The sequence below is a fragment of the Burkholderia sp. Ac-20384 genome (genome assembly GCF_017104605.1).
In the GTDB taxonomy this organism is placed as follows: Bacteria; Pseudomonadota; Gammaproteobacteria; order Burkholderiales; family Burkholderiaceae; genus Burkholderia; species Burkholderia lata.
Map to the genome: position 1 here is coordinate 1 of NZ_JAAGPE010000192.1, position 18,770 is coordinate 18,770.

The window sequence follows — 18,770 nt, forward strand, 5'->3', positions numbered from 1 at the left end:
GCTGCGGCAGCCTCGGCGGCCTTCTTCGCCGCTGCGGCCGCCTTCGCCTTCTTGCCGCCGCGGTCGCCGTCGATGTCGGCCAGCAGGTCGAGTTCCGAAGGCAGGTTGTCGGCCCCCGTCCAGCCCGCCAGGCGATCGCCCGAGAACGTCACGACGAGATCGCGCTGCTGGACGACTGCCGTCGAGCCGCGCTTGAAGTAGAAGAGGTAATCCCAGCGGTCGGCGTGGAACATGTCGGCCAGCAACGGGGTGCCGAGCAGCGCGCGCACCTGCTCGCGCGACATGCCGACCTGCAGCTGTGCGGCCTTCTCCTGCGACACGAAGTTGCCTTGCACGACGGTAATCCGGTAGGGGGTGATGCTCTGCGCGATGCGCTGCGTTACGCTGTCGTACGACGAACAACCAGCCAGCGCGGCAACGGCGGCGGCAGCGATGATGACACTCCGCATGCGGCTCCTCTGAAAGTGCGAAAGAGATTCTGGAATCATTTCCCTCACCGTGCAGGCCCGTGTGCAGGCCGCGCGTGTTTCTGGAACGGCGAAAAGCCGGTAACATTGAAGCCCTGCATTGTACTCTAGGGATGCCTAGCCATGACCAATCCGACGGATCTCAAGAATATCGGGCTAAAGGCCACCCTACCGCGCCTCAAGATTCTCGAGATCTTCCAGCAAAGCCCGGTGCGCCACCTGACGGCAGAAGACGTCTACCGGAACCTGCTCAACGAGCAGCTCGACATCGGGCTGGCCACCGTTTACCGCGTGCTGACGCAGTTCGAGCAGGCCGGCCTGCTCACCCGCAGCAACTTCGAATCCGGCAAGGCCGTGTTCGAACTGAACGAAGGCTCGCACCACGATCACCTCGTGTGCCTCGATTGCGGCCGTGTCGAGGAGTTCTTCGACGCCGAGATCGAAGGCCGCCAGCAGGCGATCGCGAAGGAGCGCGGCTTCCGGCTCCAGGAGCACTCGCTCGCGATGTACGGTTCCTGCACGACCGAGAACTGCCCGCACCGCAAGCACTGATTCGCGCGCTTCGCGCACGCAACACGGCCCGGCCGGCATCTCGCCGCCCGGGCCGTGATCTTTTCGGGATAGCGGCCGCACGCCGCCGTGTGAGTCGTGCGCCCCTGCTTTCGAAAACCCTTCGACCCGTCCGCCCCCGGCTGCCGTCAGGTAGCCGGAGTGGGCGTTGCAACTTGCGTCAGGCCGCGCAGGCCGGTTCGAACTCGAGCGCCCACGCGCGCTCGAGCGGGATCTCGTCGCAGTTCGGCTGCGTGCCGCCGCGATCGACGATCACGAAATCGCTGACCGCGTCGAGCGCGAGCAGCGGATGGTGCCAGACGCCCTTCGCATAGTTCACGCCCTGCCAGCCTTCCGAGAGGAACGCGCGCATCGCGTCGGGCCGGAATTCGCCGGCCGGCGCGACGACGATCGCGTAGCGCGACACGGCCGCGAGCGGGATGAACGCCTGGCTGCCGTGCGGATGGCGCTCCATCAGTGTGACCGCGACCGGCAGCGCACGCGGCTGCGCGCGGAACACGCTGACGAGCGGGCGGCCGCCGTCCGCGCACACGTCGATCGTCGCGAGATCGTGGAAGCGCTCGGTCGTGCCGCCGTTGATCGGAAAATGCCGCGCGCCTTCGAGCGCGATCACGTCGCCGAACGGCGCGAACGCTTCGCGCGTCAGGCGCTCGACGCGCAGGATGTGGGATTCGCTCATGCCATTGCCCTCCTTCAAGCCGGCTCGCCCCACAGACGCAGGCGCGACACGCCGCCGTCCGGGAAGATGTTGAAACGCACGTGCGTGACGGGGCCGAGCGCGGCGAGCTGGTCGAACGTGTGGACGTGGTCCATCTGCAGCTTCTGCTCGCCGAGCAGCTCGGCCCAGAACATCGCCTGCGTGACGAGCGAATCGTCGGTGCCGCCTGCGACCCGTGCAGCCTGCAGCGAGCAGCGGTCGGGGAAATTGCCCTTGAAGAACGCGGTATCGACCTCGACGCGCCGGATGATGCCCGGCCGCGCGAGCGCGACGATCGCCCAGTCGTTGCCGGGCTCGCGGCGGCGCCGCGTTTCCCAGCCGTCGCCCATGTTCACGCCGCGCCCCGGCATCAGCATCTGCGATGCCGGGCCGAAGTGCTGGTTGTTCGCGGCCACGAGGTAGCCGCCATTCTCGGTTGCCGCGAGATCGACGAGCTCGCCGGCCGGCACCTGGCGCCAGTCCCGCTGCGGCTGGCCGTACACGCGCAGCCGCGCGAGCCCGCCGTCCGGGTACAGGTTCACGCGCAGGTGCGTATAGGGCTGCGCATCGTCGACGCTCACGTAGTGATGCGAATTGCCCTGCAGCGTCGTGGCCGGGACGATCGGGCGCCATTGCGCGTCGTCGGGCGGCATGTCGCCTTCGGCGACGCACGCGTCGATCGACGCGGCCGGCGGGAAGTTGCCGGTGAAATGGCTCGTATCGAGGTCGACACCGTAGATCACGCCCGGCCGCGCGAGCCGCACCACGCAGAAGTCGTGGCCGGTCGTGCGCTTGCGGCGCGTTTCCCAGCCGTCCATCCACTTGCCGTGGTCGTCGTACTTGCCGGGAATGAACACGGCCGGCTCGGGATTCAGCATGCGCTCCTTCGGCGCGAAGAATTCGTCGCTGGCAAAGAGCGCCTGCGCCCCGAGGCGCGGGTCGGCGAGGTTCATGTAGCGCCGCGTGAAGGCCGGCGCGTTCGGATCGAGGATGGGGGCTGCCATGTCGTCTCCTGAGGTTCGATGACGTGCCGGCACTTCGAGGCGCCGGCCACATGAATTCGGTTGCGCGGGACGACCAGGGGAAGCCGCCCCGCGCGGGGGGGCGCTCAGAGCGCGTGAGCCTGGTCGCCGGCGACCGGCGCCGCGCGGTCTTCCTCTTCGGCCGGCACGTAGCGCAGCTCGCGGTTCAGCACGCGTTTCGCGCGGGCACGATCGATGTCGTTCTCCCACACCGCGACGACCACCGTCGCGACGCAATTGCCGATCAGGTTGGTCAGCGCGCGGGCGATGCCGACGAACCAGTCGACCGGCAGGATCAGCACGAGGCCGAGCACCGGAATCGCGGGGATCGCCGACAGCGTCGCCGCGAGGATCACGATCGCCGAGCCCGGGATCCCGTGCGCGCCCTTCGACGTGACGAGCGACACGAGCAGCACGACGATCAGGTCATGCGTCGACAGCGGCGTGTTGGTGGCCTGCGCGATGAACAGCACGGCGAGCGTCAGGTAGATCGAGAAGCCGTCGAGGTTGAACGAATAGCCGGTCGGGATCACGAGGCCGACCGTCGAATCCTTCACGCCCATGTATTCGAGCTTGCGCATCACCTGCGGCAGCACCGCGTCCGACGACGCCGTGCCGAGCACGATCGACAGTTCCTCGCGCAGGTAGCGGATCAGCTTGAACACCGAGAAGCCCGCGAGCCGCATCACCGTGCCGAGCACGACCGTGACGAACACGAAGCAGCTCAGGTAGAACACCGCGACGAGGTAACCGAGCTGCTTGAGCGACGCAACGCCGTACTTGCCGGTCGTGAACGCGATCGCGCCGAGCACGCCGAGCGGGGCGAGCTTGATGATGAAGCCGATGATCCGGAAGAACACGTGCGACAGTTCCTCGATCAGCGAGTTGACGCGCTGCGCCTTGTCGCCGAGCAGCGACAGCGCGGAGCCGAACAGCACCGCGAACACGAGGATCTGCAGGATGTCGCCCTTCGCGAACGCGTCGATCGCGGTCTCGGGGATGATCTTCATCAGGTAGCCGGCCGTGTCCTTCAGGCTTTCGGCGTTCTTCGCGTACGACGCGAGCGACGACGCGTCGAGCGAGCGCAGGTCGATGTTCATCCCGACGCCCGGCCGCGTGAGCCACGCGAGGATGAGGCCGATGCCGAGCGCGAGCGTCGTCATGATCTCGAAGTAGATGACGGCCTTCAGGCCGACCCGGCCGACCTTCTTCAGGTCGCCCGCGTTGGCCATCCCGCTGACCACGACGCAGAACACGATCGGCCCGATCACCATCTTGATGAGCTTCAGGAAGCCGTCGCCGAGCGGTCGCAACGACTCGGCGAAATGCGGGAAGAACGCGCCGAGCGCGATCCCTAGAATCAATGCGACGACTACTCGGCCAAACAGCGAATTGAGGAATTTCGACACGGCGCTCTCCCGATCCAACGGTTGCAGTTTCGTCTGTTCATACTGGTAAGACCAGTGATGTTATGGTGGATAGTAGGAAGCCGATATAGTGGAGTCAAGGACGGACGAAATAGGGATTTCCCGCCCCTGCCCGCCTGGTTTCGATGCACCGGACAGGGGCAGATCGTGGCTTTCCCGTAGGCCGGTCATGCACCGCCTGCGTGCGGATTACAATGCCGGTCAGACCGGCCAAAGTTCACATCATGAAAAACGTTCCGCATACCGTGACCGACGCCGCCATCGCGACGATCCGCGACCGGATCGAGGCAGGCGTTTATCCGGTCGGCAGCCTGCTGCCGGCCCAGCGCCAGCTCTCCGAGGAGCTGGAGATCAGCCGCGCGTCGCTGCGCGAGGCGCTCTCGACGCTCGAGGCGCTCGGGATGCTGCGCATCCGCGCCGGCAAGGGCGTATACGTCGAAAGCGCGCAGGCCACGGCCGCGCACGCATGGCGGTTCGCCGAGCAGTCGTCGCCGCCCGACACGTACCAGATGCGCTATGCGCTCGAAGGGTTCGCCGCGCGGATGGCCGCGCACGTCGTCAGTGACGACGACATCGCGTGGTTCGAGGACAACCTCGCCGACCTGCATGTCGCGCTCACCGAAAGCGCGCTCGACGCGGCGTCGCAGCTCGACTTCGACTTCCACATGCGGATCATCCATCTCGCCGGCAACGCGGCGATCGAATCGGTGCTGCGCAGCAGCTCGGACATCATGAAGGAAAGCCAGCGCATGCCGTTCTACCGGCGCGAGCTGCTGCTGTCGACGTGGCAGGAGCACCGCGCGATCGTCGACGCGCTGATCGCGCGCGATGCGGCGGCGGCAGGCACCGCGATCGAAACGCACATCGCGAACGCCGCGCAGCGCGCGGGTATCTTCTTCCCGACGCCGCGCGCATAACGCGGCGGGCGGTCCGGCGGTCGAGCGGCCCGCCGCGCGCACCGCCCGGTCGTACCAGTCAACCTCCCGACGGATCGCGATACGCGAGCGCACGCTCGATGAACGCGCGCGCCGCGACGCTGCGGTACGCGCCCTTGCGCGTCAGCAGGGCAGCCGTGCGCGCCGGCAGCGGCGGATCGATCTCCAGCGCGCACAGGTCGGCGCTCTCGCGCGCGACCGCGTCGGGCAGCACCGTCGCGAGCCGGCCGCACCGCACGAGCTCCAGCACCGCGCTGATGGTATTCGTCTCGATCGCGATCTTCGGCTGCGCGCCGTGCTCGATGAAATACCGGTCGATGCTCTCGCGTGTCGCGAACGCGCGGCTCAGCAGCACCAGCGGCTCGCCGCCGAGCTCGGCCGGCGTCAGTGCGCGGCGGCGCCGCGCGAGACGGTGTGTACGGCCCGTCACGAGCGCGAGCGGCTCGTCCCACAGCGGCAGCGCGTCGATGTCCGGCGCGCGCGGCGGCATGAACGCGAAGCCCGCGTCGAGCCGGTCGTCGGCCAGCAACGCCTCGATGCGTTCCTGCGGCATCGCGTCGATCGACAGCGCGACATTCGGATAGTCGGCATGGAACGCGTCGATCAGCGAGCCGCTCAGGTAGGCCGCGAAGGTCGGCATCATCGCGAGCCGCAACGACCCGCTGCCGAGATCGGCGACGTCATGCAGCGCGCGCTGCCCCGTATCGAGCTCGTGCAGCGCGGCGCGCGCATGGCGCGCATAGACTTCGCCGAACTCGGTGAGATGCACCGTGCGGCCCGAGCGGTCGAACAACTGCACGCCGAGCGATTCCTCGAGCTGGCGCACCTGCTGCGACAGCGTCGGCTGCGAGACGTGCAGCGCGTCGGCCGCGCGCGTGAAACTGCGCTGCTCGGCGACGGCCAGGAAATAGCGGATGTGGCGCAGTAGCATGGCGGCCAATGTATTGGTTTTACCAATGAAGCGCATAACGATCCAGTCTTGGACGCTATGGTTCGATTCCCGCATCATACGCACATCCGTTCCCGTGCATCGCCGCTGTCATCGCACCGGAACGGCTCGCCCGGGCCCGCCCTGCCTCCGCCCGCCGCACGACGATCCGCCGCCCGCCCGATCCGGGCCCGGCCGCGATCCGCCCGGCGCGCATCGGCTCACCGCCGATCCGCTGACGCCGGCCCCGATTTCCGTCACCCCGCGCATCCGACGGCCCCGTGCCGCCGGCCGGCGCCGCTGTTTTTCGCGACCATGGAACCGCATCACGACACCCATCCCCCCCTCACCCGCGGCATGACGCTGCTGTTCGCCTGCGCGTGCGGCATCGTCATCGGCAACATCTACTACGCGCAGCCGCTGCTCGCCGCGATCGCGCGCAGCTTCGGGCGCGCGCCGACCGAGCTCGGCTATCTCGTCACGCTGACGCAGCTCGGCTACGCGGCAAGCCTGCTGCTGATCGTCCCGCTCGGCGACGCGGTCAACCGTCATACGCTGATCGTGCGGCTGTTGATGCTCAACGTCGTCGCGCTGGTCGCGGTCACGTTCAGCACGAACTTCACGATGTTCGTCGTCGCGAACGTCGCGGTCGGCTTCGTCACCTGTTCGACGCAGCTGCTCGTGCCGTTCGCCGCGTCGCTCGCCGACGCACGCTCGCGCGGCCGCGCAGTGGGCACCGTGATGAGCGGGCTGCTGCTCGGCATCCTGCTCGCGCGCGTCGCGGCCGGCGCGATCGCCGACGGGTTCGGCTGGCGCGCGGTGTACGGCATCGCCGCGGTGATGGTGGCGGTGCTGACCGTCGTGCTCGCCGTGAAGCTGCCGAAGGATCGCCGCGATGCGCGCCTCGACTATGCGGCGCTGATGAAGTCGCTCGTCGCGCTGGTGCGCGCGCAACCGCTGATCGCGCTGCGCTCGACCTACGGCGCGCTCGTGTTCGCGTGCTTCAGCCTGCTGTGGACGGGCCTCACGTTCCTGCTGAGCCAGCCGCCGTACAGCTATTCCGAAGGGCAGATCGGCCTGTTCGGCGTCGTCGGCGCGGTGGGCGCGCTCGCGGCGACGTCGGCCGGCCGGCTCGTCGATCGCGGGCACGGCAATGCGGCAACGGGGTTGTTCGCGGCGGCCGTGCTCGCGTCGTTCGCGCTGATCGCGACCGGCGCGCACTCGCTCGCCGCGCTGATCGCGGGCATCCTGCTGCTCGACGTCGGCGTGCAGGGCATGCACATCTCGAACCAGAGCGTGATCTATGCGCTGGCCGGCAATGCGCGCAGCCGCGTGACGACGATCTACCTGACGAGCTACTTCATCGGCGGGGCGTTCGGGTCATTCGCGGCGAGCGTCGCGTACGGCATCGACGGCTGGCGCGGCGTGTGCGTTGCGGGCGCGGCGCTGTCGGGTGTGCTGATCGTGCTGTGGCTCGCATCGCAGCGCGTCGGCGTGCGGCAGGTTACGCAGTAATGCGCCGGTAGTCCGTTTTCGCAGTACGACGCAAAAAGGCACGCCGCGCGAACCGCGGGCGTGCCTTTTTTCATGACGCGGATACCGTCGTGCGTCAGCGCCTCACGATCAGGCAGCCTCGTCAGCGAAATCGATCAGCACCTTCATCGCGCGCTGCCGGTCGCCGGCCAGTTCGAACGCGAGGTTCGCATCGCGCATCGGGAACACGCGCGTGACGGCCGGGCGCAGGTCGACGCGCCCCGCATTGATCAGCTGCACCGCGAGCGCGAATTCCGCATGAAAACGGAACGATCCGCAGATCGACAGCTCCTTCGCAACCACGACGTTCTGCGGCAGGCTGACATCGCCGCCGAGCCCGAGCTGCACGACGACGCCGCGCGGACGCATCACGTCCAGCCCGTCGCGCAGCGCGCGCGCATTGCCCGAGCACTCGATCATCACGTCGAACGTGCCCTTGTCGGCAGCGTAACGCTCGACCCAGCCGGCATCGGTCGCCGCATTGATCGTGCGGTCGGCGCCGAGCGCGCTCGCCACTTCGAGCGGTGCCTCGACCACGTCGGTCGCGACGATCTCCGCCGCGCCGTGCACGCGCGCCGCCGCAACCGCCAGCACGCCGATCGGCCCGCAGCCCGACACGAGCACGCGCTTGCCGATCAGCGGGCCCGCGCGCGACACCGCGTGCAGCCCGACCGCGAACGGTTCGGCGAGCGCCGCGAGCGACAGCGGCACGTGATCGGCAACCTTCACGCACTGCACCGCGTCGCACACGAGCGCATTGCGGAACGCGCCCTGCACGTGCGGCATCCGCATCGCGCTGCCGTAGAAGCGCATGTCGAGACACTGGTTCGGCAGCCCTTCGAGGCAGTAGCGGCATGCGCCGCACGGCCGGCTCGGATTGACCGCGACGCGATCGCCGACCTTCACCGACGTCACGTCCGGCGCCACTTCCGCGACCGTGCCGGCCACCTCGTGGCCGAGCACCATCGGCTGCTGCAGCCGGATCGCACCGAAACCGCCGTGCCGGAAGTAATGGAGATCGGAGCCGCAGATGCCGCCCATCGCGACATCGACACGCACCTGGCCCGGGCCGATCTCGCCCGCGTCCTGCTCTTCCACCCGCAGGTCGTTCGGCCCGTGGATCACGACACACATGCAACGCATACGCATGACAGCCTCCTCAGACGACCGGCGTGACCAGCGGCGCACCGGCGAAGTGCGCGGCAAGGTTGTCGCGCACGAGCCAGCCCATCGCCTGGCGCGTCTCGATCGTACCGCTCGCATGGTGCGGCTGCAGCAGCACGTTCGGCAACGCGAGGAAACGCGGGTCGATGCGCGGTTCGTTCCAGAACACGTCGAGCGCCGCGCCGGCGATCGCGTTGCGCTCGAGCGCGTCGAGCAAAGCCGGTTCGTCGACGGTCGTGCCGCGCGACACGTTCACCAGATAGCCTTGCGGCCCGAGCGCGTCGAGCACCGCGGCGTCGACGAGGTGGCGCGTCGTCGGCCCGCCCGCGAGCGTGACGATCAGCAGGTCGCACCAGCTGGCCAGCTCGGCGAGGTCGCCGAAGAAGCGGTGCGGGCTGTCCGTGCGCGGTGCGACGTCGAAGCAGCCGAGCTCGACGTCGAAGCCCGACAGCCGGCGCGCAATCGTCGTGCCGATCCGGCCGAAGCCGACCACGCCGACGCGCTTGCCGTAAAGCCGTGTGACGAGCGGCATGTCGCCGTCGGACCATGCGCCGGAACGCACGTACGCGTCGCCGGCGCCGATGCGACGCATCATCGCGAGCGCGAGCCCGACGCCGAGGTCGGCGACGTCGCCGGTCAGCACGTCGGGCGTGTTCGTCACGCGGATGCCGCGTTCACGTGCGGCGGCGAGATCGATCGCGTCGGTACCGACGCCGTAGCAGGAGATGATCTCGAGCTTCGGCAGCGCGGCGATCAGCTCGGCATTCGCGCCGAGATCGCCGCGCGTCGCGATCGCGCGCACGCCGGCGCCGTGTTCGGCGAGGAACGCCGCGCGGTCGGTGGCTTCCCACAGCCGGTGAACGTTGTAGCCGGCCAGCCATGCGTCGTCCCACGGCTGGTAAGGGCCCGTCATCAGCAGTTCGGGCCGCTGGGTCGATTCGTGCGCCATCTGCGCTTGCTCCTGTCGAGATAAGTTGAATGCGAAAGCGTGCCGGGCCGCGTCAGCCGCCCGGCCCGTTCATGCGTGCCGCGCGAGCGCATCGGCGTCCGGGGCCGGTGCCGCCTGCGCCGCGTCGAGCGGATCGTCGAGATCGCGGTTCAGCGTTTCCGGCATCCTCGACGTCGTGAACAGCGTGATCAGCGTCAGCAGCACCAGGTACGCGGCAATCGGCACCCACGCGCGCACGCCGGCCGTATGGTCGCCGCCGTGCATGGCGATCACGGTCGCGATGATCGTCGCGCCGGCGAGCGGCGCGATCCCGCCCGCCAGCACCGCCGACACTTCTCGCGAGAACGACACGCCCATGTAGCGATGGCGCGCGCCGAACAGTTCGGGCAGCAGCGCGGCCTGCGCGCCGAGCATCCCCCAGTTCGCGAAGCCCTGCGCGACCGAGATCGCGATGACGCTCGCGACCACGTTGCCGTGACTGAAGATCCACCACACCGGGAAGGCGAGCGCGAGTTGCAGCCACGCGAACGTGCGATACACGCGCACGCGGCCGTAACGGTCGCTCAGCCAGCCGGCCAGCGGCACCGTGCATGCGCCGACGGTCGCCGCGCACACCAGCGCGAGCGCACCGATCGGCCCCTTCATCCCGATCACGCCGGCGAGATAGCTGACCGCGAGCGCCTGGTAAATCGACGAGCCGCCGTTCTCGGCCATCCGCAGGCCGATGCCGATCAGCAGCGTGCGCTTCGAATGCTGCACGGCGCTCTTCAGCGGATTGGCCAGGACCTGCGCACGCTTCTCGAGCCGCACGAAGGTCGGCGACTCGTGCAGCCGCACGCGCATGTAGATCCCGACCGCGACGATCACCGCGCTGAACAGGAACGGCACGCGCCAGCCCCAGCCGTCGGTCACGCGGTCGATGTTCGCGAGCAGCAGGAAATAGACGGCCGCCGCGAGCACCGTGCCGAGCTGGATACCGAGAAACGGCAGCGACGCATAGAAGCCGCGCTTGCCCGGCGGCGCGTATTCGGTCATCAGCACCGCGGCGCCGGCCTGCTCCGCGCCGGCACCGAGGCCCTGCAGGATGCGCAGCAGGATCAGCAGCGCGGGCGCCCAGTAACCGGCCGTCGCGAAGGTCGGCAACACGCCGATCAGCGTGCTCGCGATGCCCATCAGCAGCACCGTCGCGGTCAGCACGAACTTGCGGCCGATCCGGTCGCCGAGTATGCCGAACACGACGCCGCCGAGCGGGCGCACCGCGAAGCCGACGAAGTAGGTGCCGAAGCTCGCGATCAGCCGCATCTCGGCGGTCTGTGCGGGAAAGAACAGCGGCCCGAACACCAGCGCCGACGCGAGCGTGTACAACGCGAAATCGTAGTATTCGAGCGCGCTGCCGAGCGAGCAGGTCCATGCCGCACGGTTGAGCTGCTTCGTGTCGACGCCGCGGCGCTCGCCGGTCTCGCCCGGCGCACCGGACCCTGCATCGTGCCGCGCGGGCGGCGGGGAAATGCGATCCATCGTTGTCTCCTGTCTCCTGCCTTCCGTTCCGGAACCCGGCTACGCGTCGCGCGACCGGGACATCGGCCCGCTCATCACGGCGGGCTCTTCTGGGAATTCGGATGCCGGCCGCAGCCGGCGCAACGGCGCTGCGCACACGGCGCAAGCGCCGCCGCTTAAACGGCGCTGGTCAGCCCGCCGTCGACGAACAGCGTCTGGCCGTTCACGAAATCGGACGCGGCCGACGCGAGGAAGATCGCCGCGCCGCACAGCTCGTCGACGCGCCCCCAGCGGCCGGCCGGCGTGCGCTTGCACAGCCAGTCCGAGAACGCTGCGTCGTCGACCAGCGCGCGGTTGAGTTCGGTTTCGAAATAGCCTGGCGCGAGGCCGTTCGCCTGGATGCCGTGGCGTGCCCAGTCGGCGCACATCCCTTTCGTCAGCATCCGCACCGCGCCCTTGGTCGCCGCGTACGGCGCGATCGTCGGCCGCGCGAGCTCGCTCTGCACCGAGCAGATGTTGATGATCTTGCCGCGGCCGCGCGCGATCATGTGCCGCGCGACGGCCTGCGCGACGTTGAACACGCCGTCGAGGTTCACGCGCATCAGCGCGTGCCAGTCGTCGGGTTCGAACGCGTCGAGCGGTGCGCGGCGCTGGATGCCCGCGTTGTTCACGAGGATGTCGATCGCACCGACGCGCGCCTCGAAATCGTCGATCGCCGCGCGCACCTGCGCGTGCTCGGCGACGTCGAATATCGCGTAGTCGGCCGTGAAGCCTTCCTCGCGCAGATGCCGCACGAGCGTCGCGGCCTTCTCCTCATTGCGATCGTTGATGACGATCGCCGCCCCCGCTTCGGCCAGCCCACGGGCGAGCGTCAGCCCGATTCCGCGTCCGGAACCGGTAATCAGTGCGCGGCGGCCGTCGAGGCGGAACCGTTCAAGCGCGTTGGTCATGCGTGTCTCCTCGTGCCAGTCGAGCCGGCGGCCCATCGCGGCCGGTCTCGCGTTGACGGTATCTTCGGTCGCCGGCCGGGCGCTGCGCCAATGGTCTTTTTTGATCCGGTTATCATGAAACCTGATCACCGCCCTCTCCTGCCCGCCGCCCATGGAACTCAAGCAATTGCGCGCCTTCGTCACGCTCGCGGAAGAGCTGCATTTCGGGCGCGCCGCGCAGCGCCTGTTCATCGTGCAGCCCGCGCTGAGCATGCAGATCAAGGCGCTCGAGGAAGAGCTCGGCGCGCGCCTGTTCGAGCGCGACCGGCACAAGGTCGAACTGAGCGATACGGGGCGCGTGTTCCTGCCCGAGGCACGCACCACGCTGCAGCAGGCCGCGCGCGCGGAACAGATGGCGCGGCTGTCGAGCCGCGGCGAGATCGGTACGCTGCGGATCGCGTTCGTGTCGTCGGTACTGCCCGTGCTGCTGCCGGCCGTGCTGCGCACGATGCGCGAGCGCTATCCGCTGATCACGCTCGAACTGAAGGACCTGCCGACGCCCGACCAGATCGCCGCGCTGCGCGACCGGCGGATCGATTTCGGGATGATCCGGCTGCCGGCCGCGTATGCGGGCATCGACACGCGCGTGGTGCTCGAAGAAGGTTTCGTCGTCGCGCTGCCGCTCGACCATCCGCTCGCCGCGCACGATGCGATCTCGCCGGCCGCGCTGCGCGGCCAGCCCGCGTTCGTGCTCGCGCGCCGCTACGCGCCGGGCTTTCACGACGACATGCTGCTCGCGCTGAGCCGCGCGGGCACGACGCTCGAGATCGCGCAGGAGTTCGGGGAGTTCACGACGATGCTCGCGCTCGTCGCGGCGGGGATGGGCATCGGGCTGATTCCGGCGGAAGCCGCCAGCGCGCTGCCGCCGAACGTGCTCGCGCGGCCGCTCGATCTGGCCGGCCACCGAACGGGCATCGGCCTCGCCTGGACCGACCTCGACAGCCCGCTAAAGCGCGCGTTCGTCGCCGCGCTCGAGCAGGTGACGGCAGCATCGAGCAACAACGGCGGGCAATAACGGCAGGCAATAAAAAAGCCCGGCCGGAAAACCGGGCCGGGCTCGTTCGCTACGCCAGCCGCCTTGCGGCGGCCGCGCAACGTGCGGGATTACTTCGCGTTCGCGAATGCGACAGCCGTATCCAGCATGCGGTTCGAGAAACCCCACTCGTTGTCGTACCAGCTCGACACCTTCACGAGGCGGCCCGACACCTTGGTCAGCGTCGAGTCGAACGTCGACGAAGCCGGGTTGTGGTTGAAGTCGATCGACACCAGCGGTGCGGTGTTGTAGCCGAGGATACCCTTCAGCGCGCCTTCCGATGCTTCCTTCATGATCGCGTTGACTTCCTCGACCGTCGTGTCGCGCTTCGCGATGAACGACAGGTCGACGATCGACACGTTGATCGTCGGGACGCGAATTGCGTAGCCGTCGAGCTTGCCGTTCAGTTCCGGCAGCACCAGGCCGACCGCCGAAGCAGCACCCGTCTTGGCCGGGATCTGGCTGTGCGTGGCCGAACGCGCGCGGCGCAGGTCTTCGTGATAGACGTCCGTCAGCACCTGGTCGTTGGTGTAAGCGTGGATCGTCGTCATCAGGCCCGTTTCGAGGCCGATCTTGTCGTGCAGCGGCTTGACGAGCGGCGCGAGGCAGTTCGTCGTGCACGATGCATTCGAGATCACGGTGTGCTCGGCCTTCAGCACGTCGTGGTTCACGCCGTAGACGATCGTGGCGTCGACGTCCTTGCCGCCCGGCGCCGAGATGATCACCTTCTTCGCGCCGCCCTTCAGGTGCGCGCTCGCCTTTTCCTTGGTCGTGAAGAAGCCCGTGCACTCCATCACGATGTCGACACCAAGCTCGCCCCACGGCAGTTCGGCCGGGTTGCGGTTGGCCAGCACGCGGATCCGGTCGCCGTTGACGATGAGGTAATCGCCGTCGACCGACACTTCGCCCGGGAACTTGCCGTGCGCGGTGTCGTACTGGGTCAGGTGCGCGTTGGTCTTCGCATCGCCCAGATCGTTGATCGCGACGATCTCGATGTCGTGCTTTTTGCCGTTCTCGTAGAACGCGCGCAGCGTGTTGCGGCCGATGCGGCCGTAGCCGTTGATTGCGACGCGAATCGTCATGGTCTATCTCCTGATGGCTGAAAAAAATTCGTTTCGTGCAGCTTCACGGTGCGACGCGCGCGAGGGGGGCGCGCGTCGCATCTGTCTCTTTAGGCCAGCACGGCCTTGGCGGTCTCGACGACGTGCTCGACGGTGAAGCCGAAGTACTTGAACAGCACGCCGGCCGGCGCCGATTCACCGAACGTGTCGATCCCGACGACGCCGCCTTCGAGGCCGACGTACTTGTGCCAGAAGGCGGTCACGCCCGCTTCGATCGCGACGCGGCGCACGCCGTGCGGCAGCACGCGTTCGCGGTATTCGGCGTCCTGGCGGTCGAACACGTTGGTCGACGGCATCGACACGACGCGTGCCGCGATACCTTGCTGCGCGAGCGGCTCGATGGCCTTCATCGCGAGTTCGACTTCCGAGCCCGTCGCGATCAGGATGATCTTGCGCGCGACGATCTCTTCATCCCAGTCCTTCAGCACGTAACCGCCCTTCTCGATGTTCGCGATCTGCGCATCGGTACGCGGGTTGAACGCGAGGTTCTGGCGGCTGAAGATCAGGCTCGACGGACGGTCGGCGGCGATCGCGTGGGTCCATGCGACGGCCGTCTCGACCGTGTCGGCCGGGCGCCACACGTCGTGGTTCGGGATCAGGCGCAGGCTCGACACGTGCTCGATCGACTGGTGCGTCGGGCCGTCTTCGCCGAGGCCGATCGAATCGTGCGTGAACACGAAGATCGACGGCACCTTCATCAGCGCGGCGACGCGCAGCGCGTTGCGGCTGTAGTCGGAGAACGTCAGGAACGTGCCGCCGAACGGCTTGTGGCCGCCATGCAGCGCGAGGCCGTTGATCGCGGCGCTCATGCCGAATTCGCGCACGCCGTAGTTGATGTGGTTGCCCAGCTGGACGCCCGGGCCTTCCGGATTCGCACGGACGGCCTTCGACGCCTTCCAGTTGGTCAGGTTCGAGCCGGTCAGGTCGGCCGAGCCGCCGAGCAGCTCGGGCAGCGCGGCAGCCAGGCCTTCGATCGCCTGCTGCGACGCCTTGCGGGTCGCCACCGTCTCGCCGCGCTCGTTCGCGCCGGCGATGATCGCCGCAGCCTTTTCGGCCCAGTCGGCCGGCAGCTGGTTGGCCATCCGGCGCTCGAATTCAGCGGCTTCTGCCGGGAACTTGGCGCGATAAGCAGCGAACGTCGCATCCCATTCGGTTTCCGCGCGCTTGCCGGCTTCCTTCGCGTCCCATGCCGCATAGACTTCCTGCGGAATCACGAACGGTGCCCACGTCCAGCCGAGCGCTTCGCGCGTCTTCGCGATTTCTTCCGCGCCGAGCGCCGCACCGTGCACGTCGTGGCCGCCGGCCTTGGTCGCCGCGCCCTGGCCAATCACCGTCTTGCAGCAGATCAGCGTCGGCTTGTCCGACAGCTTCGCCTTTGCGATGGCTGCGTCGACCGCGTCGACGTCATGGCCGTTCACGTGCGGGATCACGTTCCAGCCGTAGGCTTCGAAACGCTTCGGGGTGTCGTCGTGGAACCAGTTCACGACGTCGCCGTCGATCGAGATGCCGTTGTCGTCGTACAGCGCGATCAGCTTGTTCAGCTTCAGCGTGCCGGCGAGCGAGCAGGCTTCGTGCGAGATGCCTTCCATCAGGCAGCCGTCGCCGAGGAACACGTACGTGTGGTGATCGACGATCTTCGCGCCGTCACGGTTGAACTCGTCGGCCATCAGCGCTTCGCCGAGCGCCATGCCGACCGCGTTCGCGAGACCCTGGCCGAGCGGGCCGGTGGTCGTCTCGACGCCCGGCGTGATGCCGTATTCCGGGTGGCCCGGCGTCTTCGAGTGCAGCTGGCGGAAGTTCTGCAGCTCTTCCATCGGCAGGTCGTAGCCGGTCAGGTGCAGCAGCGAATACAGCAGCATCGAGCCATGGCCGTTCGACAGCACGAAACGGTCGCGGTCCGCCCAGTGCGGATTCGTCGGGTTGTGCTTCAGATGGCGCGACCAGAGCGCGACGCCGATTTCGGCCATGCCCATCGGCATGCCGGGGTGGCCGGAGTTCGCTTGCTGGACGGCGTCCATTGCGAGCGCACGGATCGCGTTGGCCATCAGGGTGGTGGAGGCGGGAGACGAAGTCGTCATGTCGAGTCCGGAGAACGAGTCGAGGAAACGGGGGCACGGCGGCATCCGGAAGCTCGAGCGTCAATCGTTCCCGGCGCGCGGTGCGGCGCCTGACGGACGCGAAGCGGACGGAGCCTACGGACGGGGCTGCAAAGCTCGTCATTTTAACAGATGGGCTGACATTTCCCTTGTCCATCCACAGTGTTCCGGCACGGTTTTCCGTCAAACCGCCCGCCTCCTATAATTCAGACGTCGGAACTGCCAGCCCTGAGCGGCCCGCCCGTGAGCACAACTCTTCTCTTTCACCCAACGCCCGATGCCGCGTACGGCTTCCCGAACGCGCGGCGGCTCGCGCGCGTCGCGTCCCCGCACCAGCAGATCGAAGTCTGGGAGACCCCGCAGCTCGGCCGCCTGTTTACGCTGGACGGCCGGCCGATGACGTCGGTTGGCGACGAGTACGTCTATCACGAGTGCATGACGCACCCGGCCGCGCTCGCGCATCCGGCGCCGCGCCGGGCGCTCGTGCTCGGCGGCGGCGACGGCGGCGCGGCGCGCCAGCTGCTCAAGCATGCGTGCATCGAGCGGATCGTGATCGCCGAACTCGACGACGAGGTGGTCGGGATGGCACGCCGTTATCTCGACGACGTGCACCAGGGTGCGCTCGACGACCCGCGTGTCGAGGTCGTGATCGGCGACGCCACGCATTTCGTCGAGTCGACCGTCGAGCACTTCGATCTGGTCGTGTTCGACCTCACGCCGCCCGATTCGCCGGCGGCCGGCCTCTATACGCGCGCGTTCTACGCGCGGCTCAAGCGGATCCTGACACCGTGCGGCGCGATCTCGATGCACCTCGGCTCGCCGGTGTTCCACGCGGCGCGCATCGCCGCGCTGCTCGACGACCTGCGCGCCTGCTTCGCGGTCGTCGACCCGTTGTCCGCGCACGTGCCGCTCTACGGCTCGCAGTGGCTGATGGCGATCGCGAGCGACACGCTCGACGCGGCCGCGCTGTTCGCACACGACATCGACGAACGGCTCGCGGCCCGCCGCGTCCAGGGCTTGCGCTACTACGACGCGCGGCTGCATGCGTCCCTCTTTGCCCTGCCGTGCGCGCTGCGCGATACACTGGGCGTTCGCCGCTGAACGTCCGCACGGCCGCCTCGCTTCCGTTTTTCCATCGCGTCCCGGCAGGATTCGCGATGCATGGCACCGGGGCGGAACGCCCCGGACGCCGCGCCGCCCCCCCTGAACGAACGCCGAAGCATGGAATCAGAGCACGTGCCCAAGCGCCCCCACAGGAGATTTTCATGACCGATCCACGTCCGGCCAACGTGCCTTGGTTGACGCCCTACCTGGCCGTACGCAACGCGCGCGCGGCCATCGATTTCTTCAAGGCCGCATTCGGCTTCGAGCTGCGCGACGTGCATGACGAAGACGGCGCGATCATGCACGTCGAGATGGCCTACCGCGGCCAGCTGATCGTGATGTTCGCGCCCGAAGGTGCATTCGGCTCGACCGCGCTCACGCCGAAGAGCGCGAACGCCACCGCGCCGCAATCGTTCTACCTGTATGTCGACGACGTCGACGCCACCTGGCAGCGCGCGCTCGACGCGGGCGCGAAGTCGCTGAGCGCGCCGCAGGATCAGTTCTGGGGCGACCGGTTCGCGCAGATCGAGGATCTCGACGGCTACCGATGGGCGCTCGGGCGCCGCCTCGACGCATGACCCCAACCGTTACACGCATGAACGAAGCCACCACCACCGCGGCCGTGCCGCGCTTTTTCGTCGACGCGGCACTGCGCGCCGACGCCACGCTCGCGTTGCCGGCCGATGTCGCGCGCCACGCACAGGTGCTGCGCCTGCAGCCCGGCGACGTGCTCGCGCTGTTCGACGGCACCGGCGGCCAGTACCGCGCGCGGCTCGTCGAAATCGACAAGCGCAGCGCGCTCGCGCAGATCGACACGTTCGAACCGGCCGAAGCCGAGCCGCCCTATCGCGTGACGCTCGCGCAAGGCATCGCCGGCGGCGACAAGATGGACTGGGTGATCGAGAAGGCCGTCGAGCTCGGCGTGGCGGCGGTCGTACCGCTGTCGACCGCGCGCGGCGTCGTGAAGCTGTCCGGCGAGCGGGCGGACAAGCGCGTCGCGCACTGGCGCGGCGTCGTGCGCGCGTCGTGCGAACAATGCGGACGCAACCGCGTGCCCGACGTCGCACCGGTCGCCGGCTTCAACGCGTGGCTCGATACGCTGCCGGCCGCACCGGCCGACGGCGAGCTGCGGCTGCTGCTGTCGCCGCGCGCGAGCATCCCGTTCACGTCGCTGCCCGACGCGCCGCCCGCGGCGACCGTCACGCTGCTGATCGGGCCGGAAGGCGGGCTGTCACCCG

Annotated in this window: 18 protein-coding genes; 7 read left to right on the forward strand and 11 right to left on the reverse strand. The window is 68.4% G+C overall.

The genetic code is table 11. The features are described 5' to 3' along the window. On the reverse strand, nt 1-449 hold a 449-nt coding region (locus G3O00_RS28015), incomplete at its 3' end, for an outer membrane protein assembly factor BamE (RefSeq protein WP_206144944.1). Between the two features lie 141 nt (nt 450-590). Between G3O00_RS28015 and fur the strand changes: the two genes are divergently transcribed. Beyond that, complete coding sequence (gene fur / locus G3O00_RS28020; protein WP_011350926.1) at nt 591-1,019, forward strand: ferric iron uptake transcriptional regulator; 429 nt, start codon at nt 591-593, stop codon at nt 1,017-1,019. Nucleotides 1,020-1,197: 178 nt separating this feature from the next. On the opposite strand, the gene G3O00_RS28025 is transcribed toward fur, so the two are convergent. The 3 genes from G3O00_RS28025 to G3O00_RS28035 form a co-directional block, all read right to left on the reverse strand. Then, nucleotides 1,198-1,716: an ureidoglycolate lyase gene (locus tag G3O00_RS28025; RefSeq protein WP_206144945.1), complete on the reverse strand. Its 519-nt coding sequence runs from the start codon at nt 1,714-1,716 to the stop codon at nt 1,198-1,200. A 14-nt stretch (nt 1,717-1,730) separates the two neighbouring features. Beyond that, the gene (alc, locus tag G3O00_RS28030) at nt 1,731-2,738 is read right to left on the reverse strand and encodes an allantoicase (RefSeq protein WP_174934213.1); all 1,008 of its coding nucleotides are present in this window, start codon (nt 2,736-2,738) and stop codon (nt 1,731-1,733) included. A gap of 104 nt (nt 2,739-2,842) precedes the next feature. Beyond that, nucleotides 2,843-4,165, reverse strand: a complete 1,323-nt coding sequence (locus tag G3O00_RS28035; RefSeq protein WP_206144946.1) for a C4-dicarboxylate transporter DctA — start codon at nt 4,163-4,165, stop codon at nt 2,843-2,845. Between the two features lie 212 nt (nt 4,166-4,377). Here G3O00_RS28035 and G3O00_RS28040 point away from each other — a divergent pair, with 212 nt between their 5' ends. Then, nucleotides 4,378-5,100, forward strand: a complete 723-nt coding sequence (locus G3O00_RS28040) for an FCD domain-containing protein (RefSeq protein ID WP_206144947.1) — start codon at nt 4,378-4,380, stop codon at nt 5,098-5,100. A 58-nt stretch (nt 5,101-5,158) separates the two neighbouring features. Here the strand turns inward: G3O00_RS28040 and cynR are convergent, their stop codons facing one another. After that, a complete protein-coding gene (gene cynR, locus G3O00_RS28045) occupies nt 5,159-6,049 on the reverse strand; it encodes a transcriptional regulator CynR (protein ID WP_206144948.1) in 891 nt (296 codons plus the stop codon). Nucleotides 6,050-6,361: 312 nt separating this feature from the next. On the opposite strand from cynR, the gene G3O00_RS28050 reads away from it, so the two are divergent. After that, nucleotides 6,362-7,561, forward strand: a complete 1,200-nt coding sequence (locus tag G3O00_RS28050; protein WP_206144949.1) for an MFS transporter — start codon at nt 6,362-6,364, stop codon at nt 7,559-7,561. A 108-nt stretch (nt 7,562-7,669) separates the two neighbouring features. On the opposite strand, the gene G3O00_RS28055 is transcribed toward G3O00_RS28050, so the two are convergent. From G3O00_RS28055 to G3O00_RS28070, 4 genes are all read right to left on the reverse strand, one after another. Further along, nucleotides 7,670-8,728, reverse strand: a complete 1,059-nt coding sequence (locus G3O00_RS28055; RefSeq protein WP_011350919.1) for an L-idonate 5-dehydrogenase — start codon at nt 8,726-8,728, stop codon at nt 7,670-7,672. A gap of 10 nt (nt 8,729-8,738) precedes the next feature. Beyond that, nucleotides 8,739-9,692 (reverse strand): 2-hydroxyacid dehydrogenase, encoded by a 954-nt coding sequence (locus G3O00_RS28060; RefSeq protein ID WP_206144950.1) that lies wholly within the window; start codon nt 9,690-9,692, stop codon nt 8,739-8,741. 69 nt (nt 9,693-9,761) lie between these two features. Then, nucleotides 9,762-11,210: an MFS transporter gene (locus G3O00_RS28065; protein WP_206144951.1), complete on the reverse strand. Its 1,449-nt coding sequence runs from the start codon at nt 11,208-11,210 to the stop codon at nt 9,762-9,764. Nucleotides 11,211-11,365: 155 nt separating this feature from the next. Beyond that, entirely contained in the window at nt 11,366-12,139 is a 774-nt protein-coding gene (locus G3O00_RS28070; RefSeq protein ID WP_206144952.1) for an SDR family NAD(P)-dependent oxidoreductase, read from the reverse strand. Nucleotides 12,140-12,290: 151 nt separating this feature from the next. On the opposite strand from G3O00_RS28070, the gene G3O00_RS28075 reads away from it, so the two are divergent. Beyond that, nucleotides 12,291-13,193: a LysR substrate-binding domain-containing protein gene (locus tag G3O00_RS28075; RefSeq protein WP_206144953.1), complete on the forward strand. Its 903-nt coding sequence runs from the start codon at nt 12,291-12,293 to the stop codon at nt 13,191-13,193. Nucleotides 13,194-13,282: 89 nt separating this feature from the next. Here the strand turns inward: G3O00_RS28075 and gap are convergent, their stop codons facing one another. Further along, entirely contained in the window at nt 13,283-14,293 is a 1,011-nt protein-coding gene (gene gap / locus G3O00_RS28080) for a type I glyceraldehyde-3-phosphate dehydrogenase (RefSeq protein ID WP_011350914.1), read from the reverse strand. Between the two features lie 89 nt (nt 14,294-14,382). Further along, the gene (tkt, locus tag G3O00_RS28085; RefSeq protein ID WP_206144954.1) at nt 14,383-16,455 is read right to left on the reverse strand and encodes a transketolase; all 2,073 of its coding nucleotides are present in this window, start codon (nt 16,453-16,455) and stop codon (nt 14,383-14,385) included. 216 nt (nt 16,456-16,671) lie between these two features. Here tkt and speE point away from each other — a divergent pair, with 216 nt between their 5' ends. The 3 genes from speE to G3O00_RS28100 all read left to right on the forward strand — a co-directional run. Beyond that, nucleotides 16,672-17,529 carry a polyamine aminopropyltransferase gene (gene speE / locus G3O00_RS28090; protein WP_206144955.1) on the forward strand — a complete coding sequence of 286 codons (858 nt, stop codon included), beginning with the start codon at nt 16,672-16,674 and terminating at the stop codon, nt 17,527-17,529. Nucleotides 17,530-17,693: 164 nt separating this feature from the next. Next, the gene (locus G3O00_RS28095) at nt 17,694-18,110 is read left to right on the forward strand and encodes a VOC family protein (protein ID WP_041492737.1); all 417 of its coding nucleotides are present in this window, start codon (nt 17,694-17,696) and stop codon (nt 18,108-18,110) included. A 17-nt stretch (nt 18,111-18,127) separates the two neighbouring features. Continuing rightward, nucleotides 18,128-18,770: 16S rRNA (uracil(1498)-N(3))-methyltransferase (locus tag G3O00_RS28100; protein WP_206144956.1), on the forward strand; the 643-nt coding region annotated here is incomplete at its 3' end.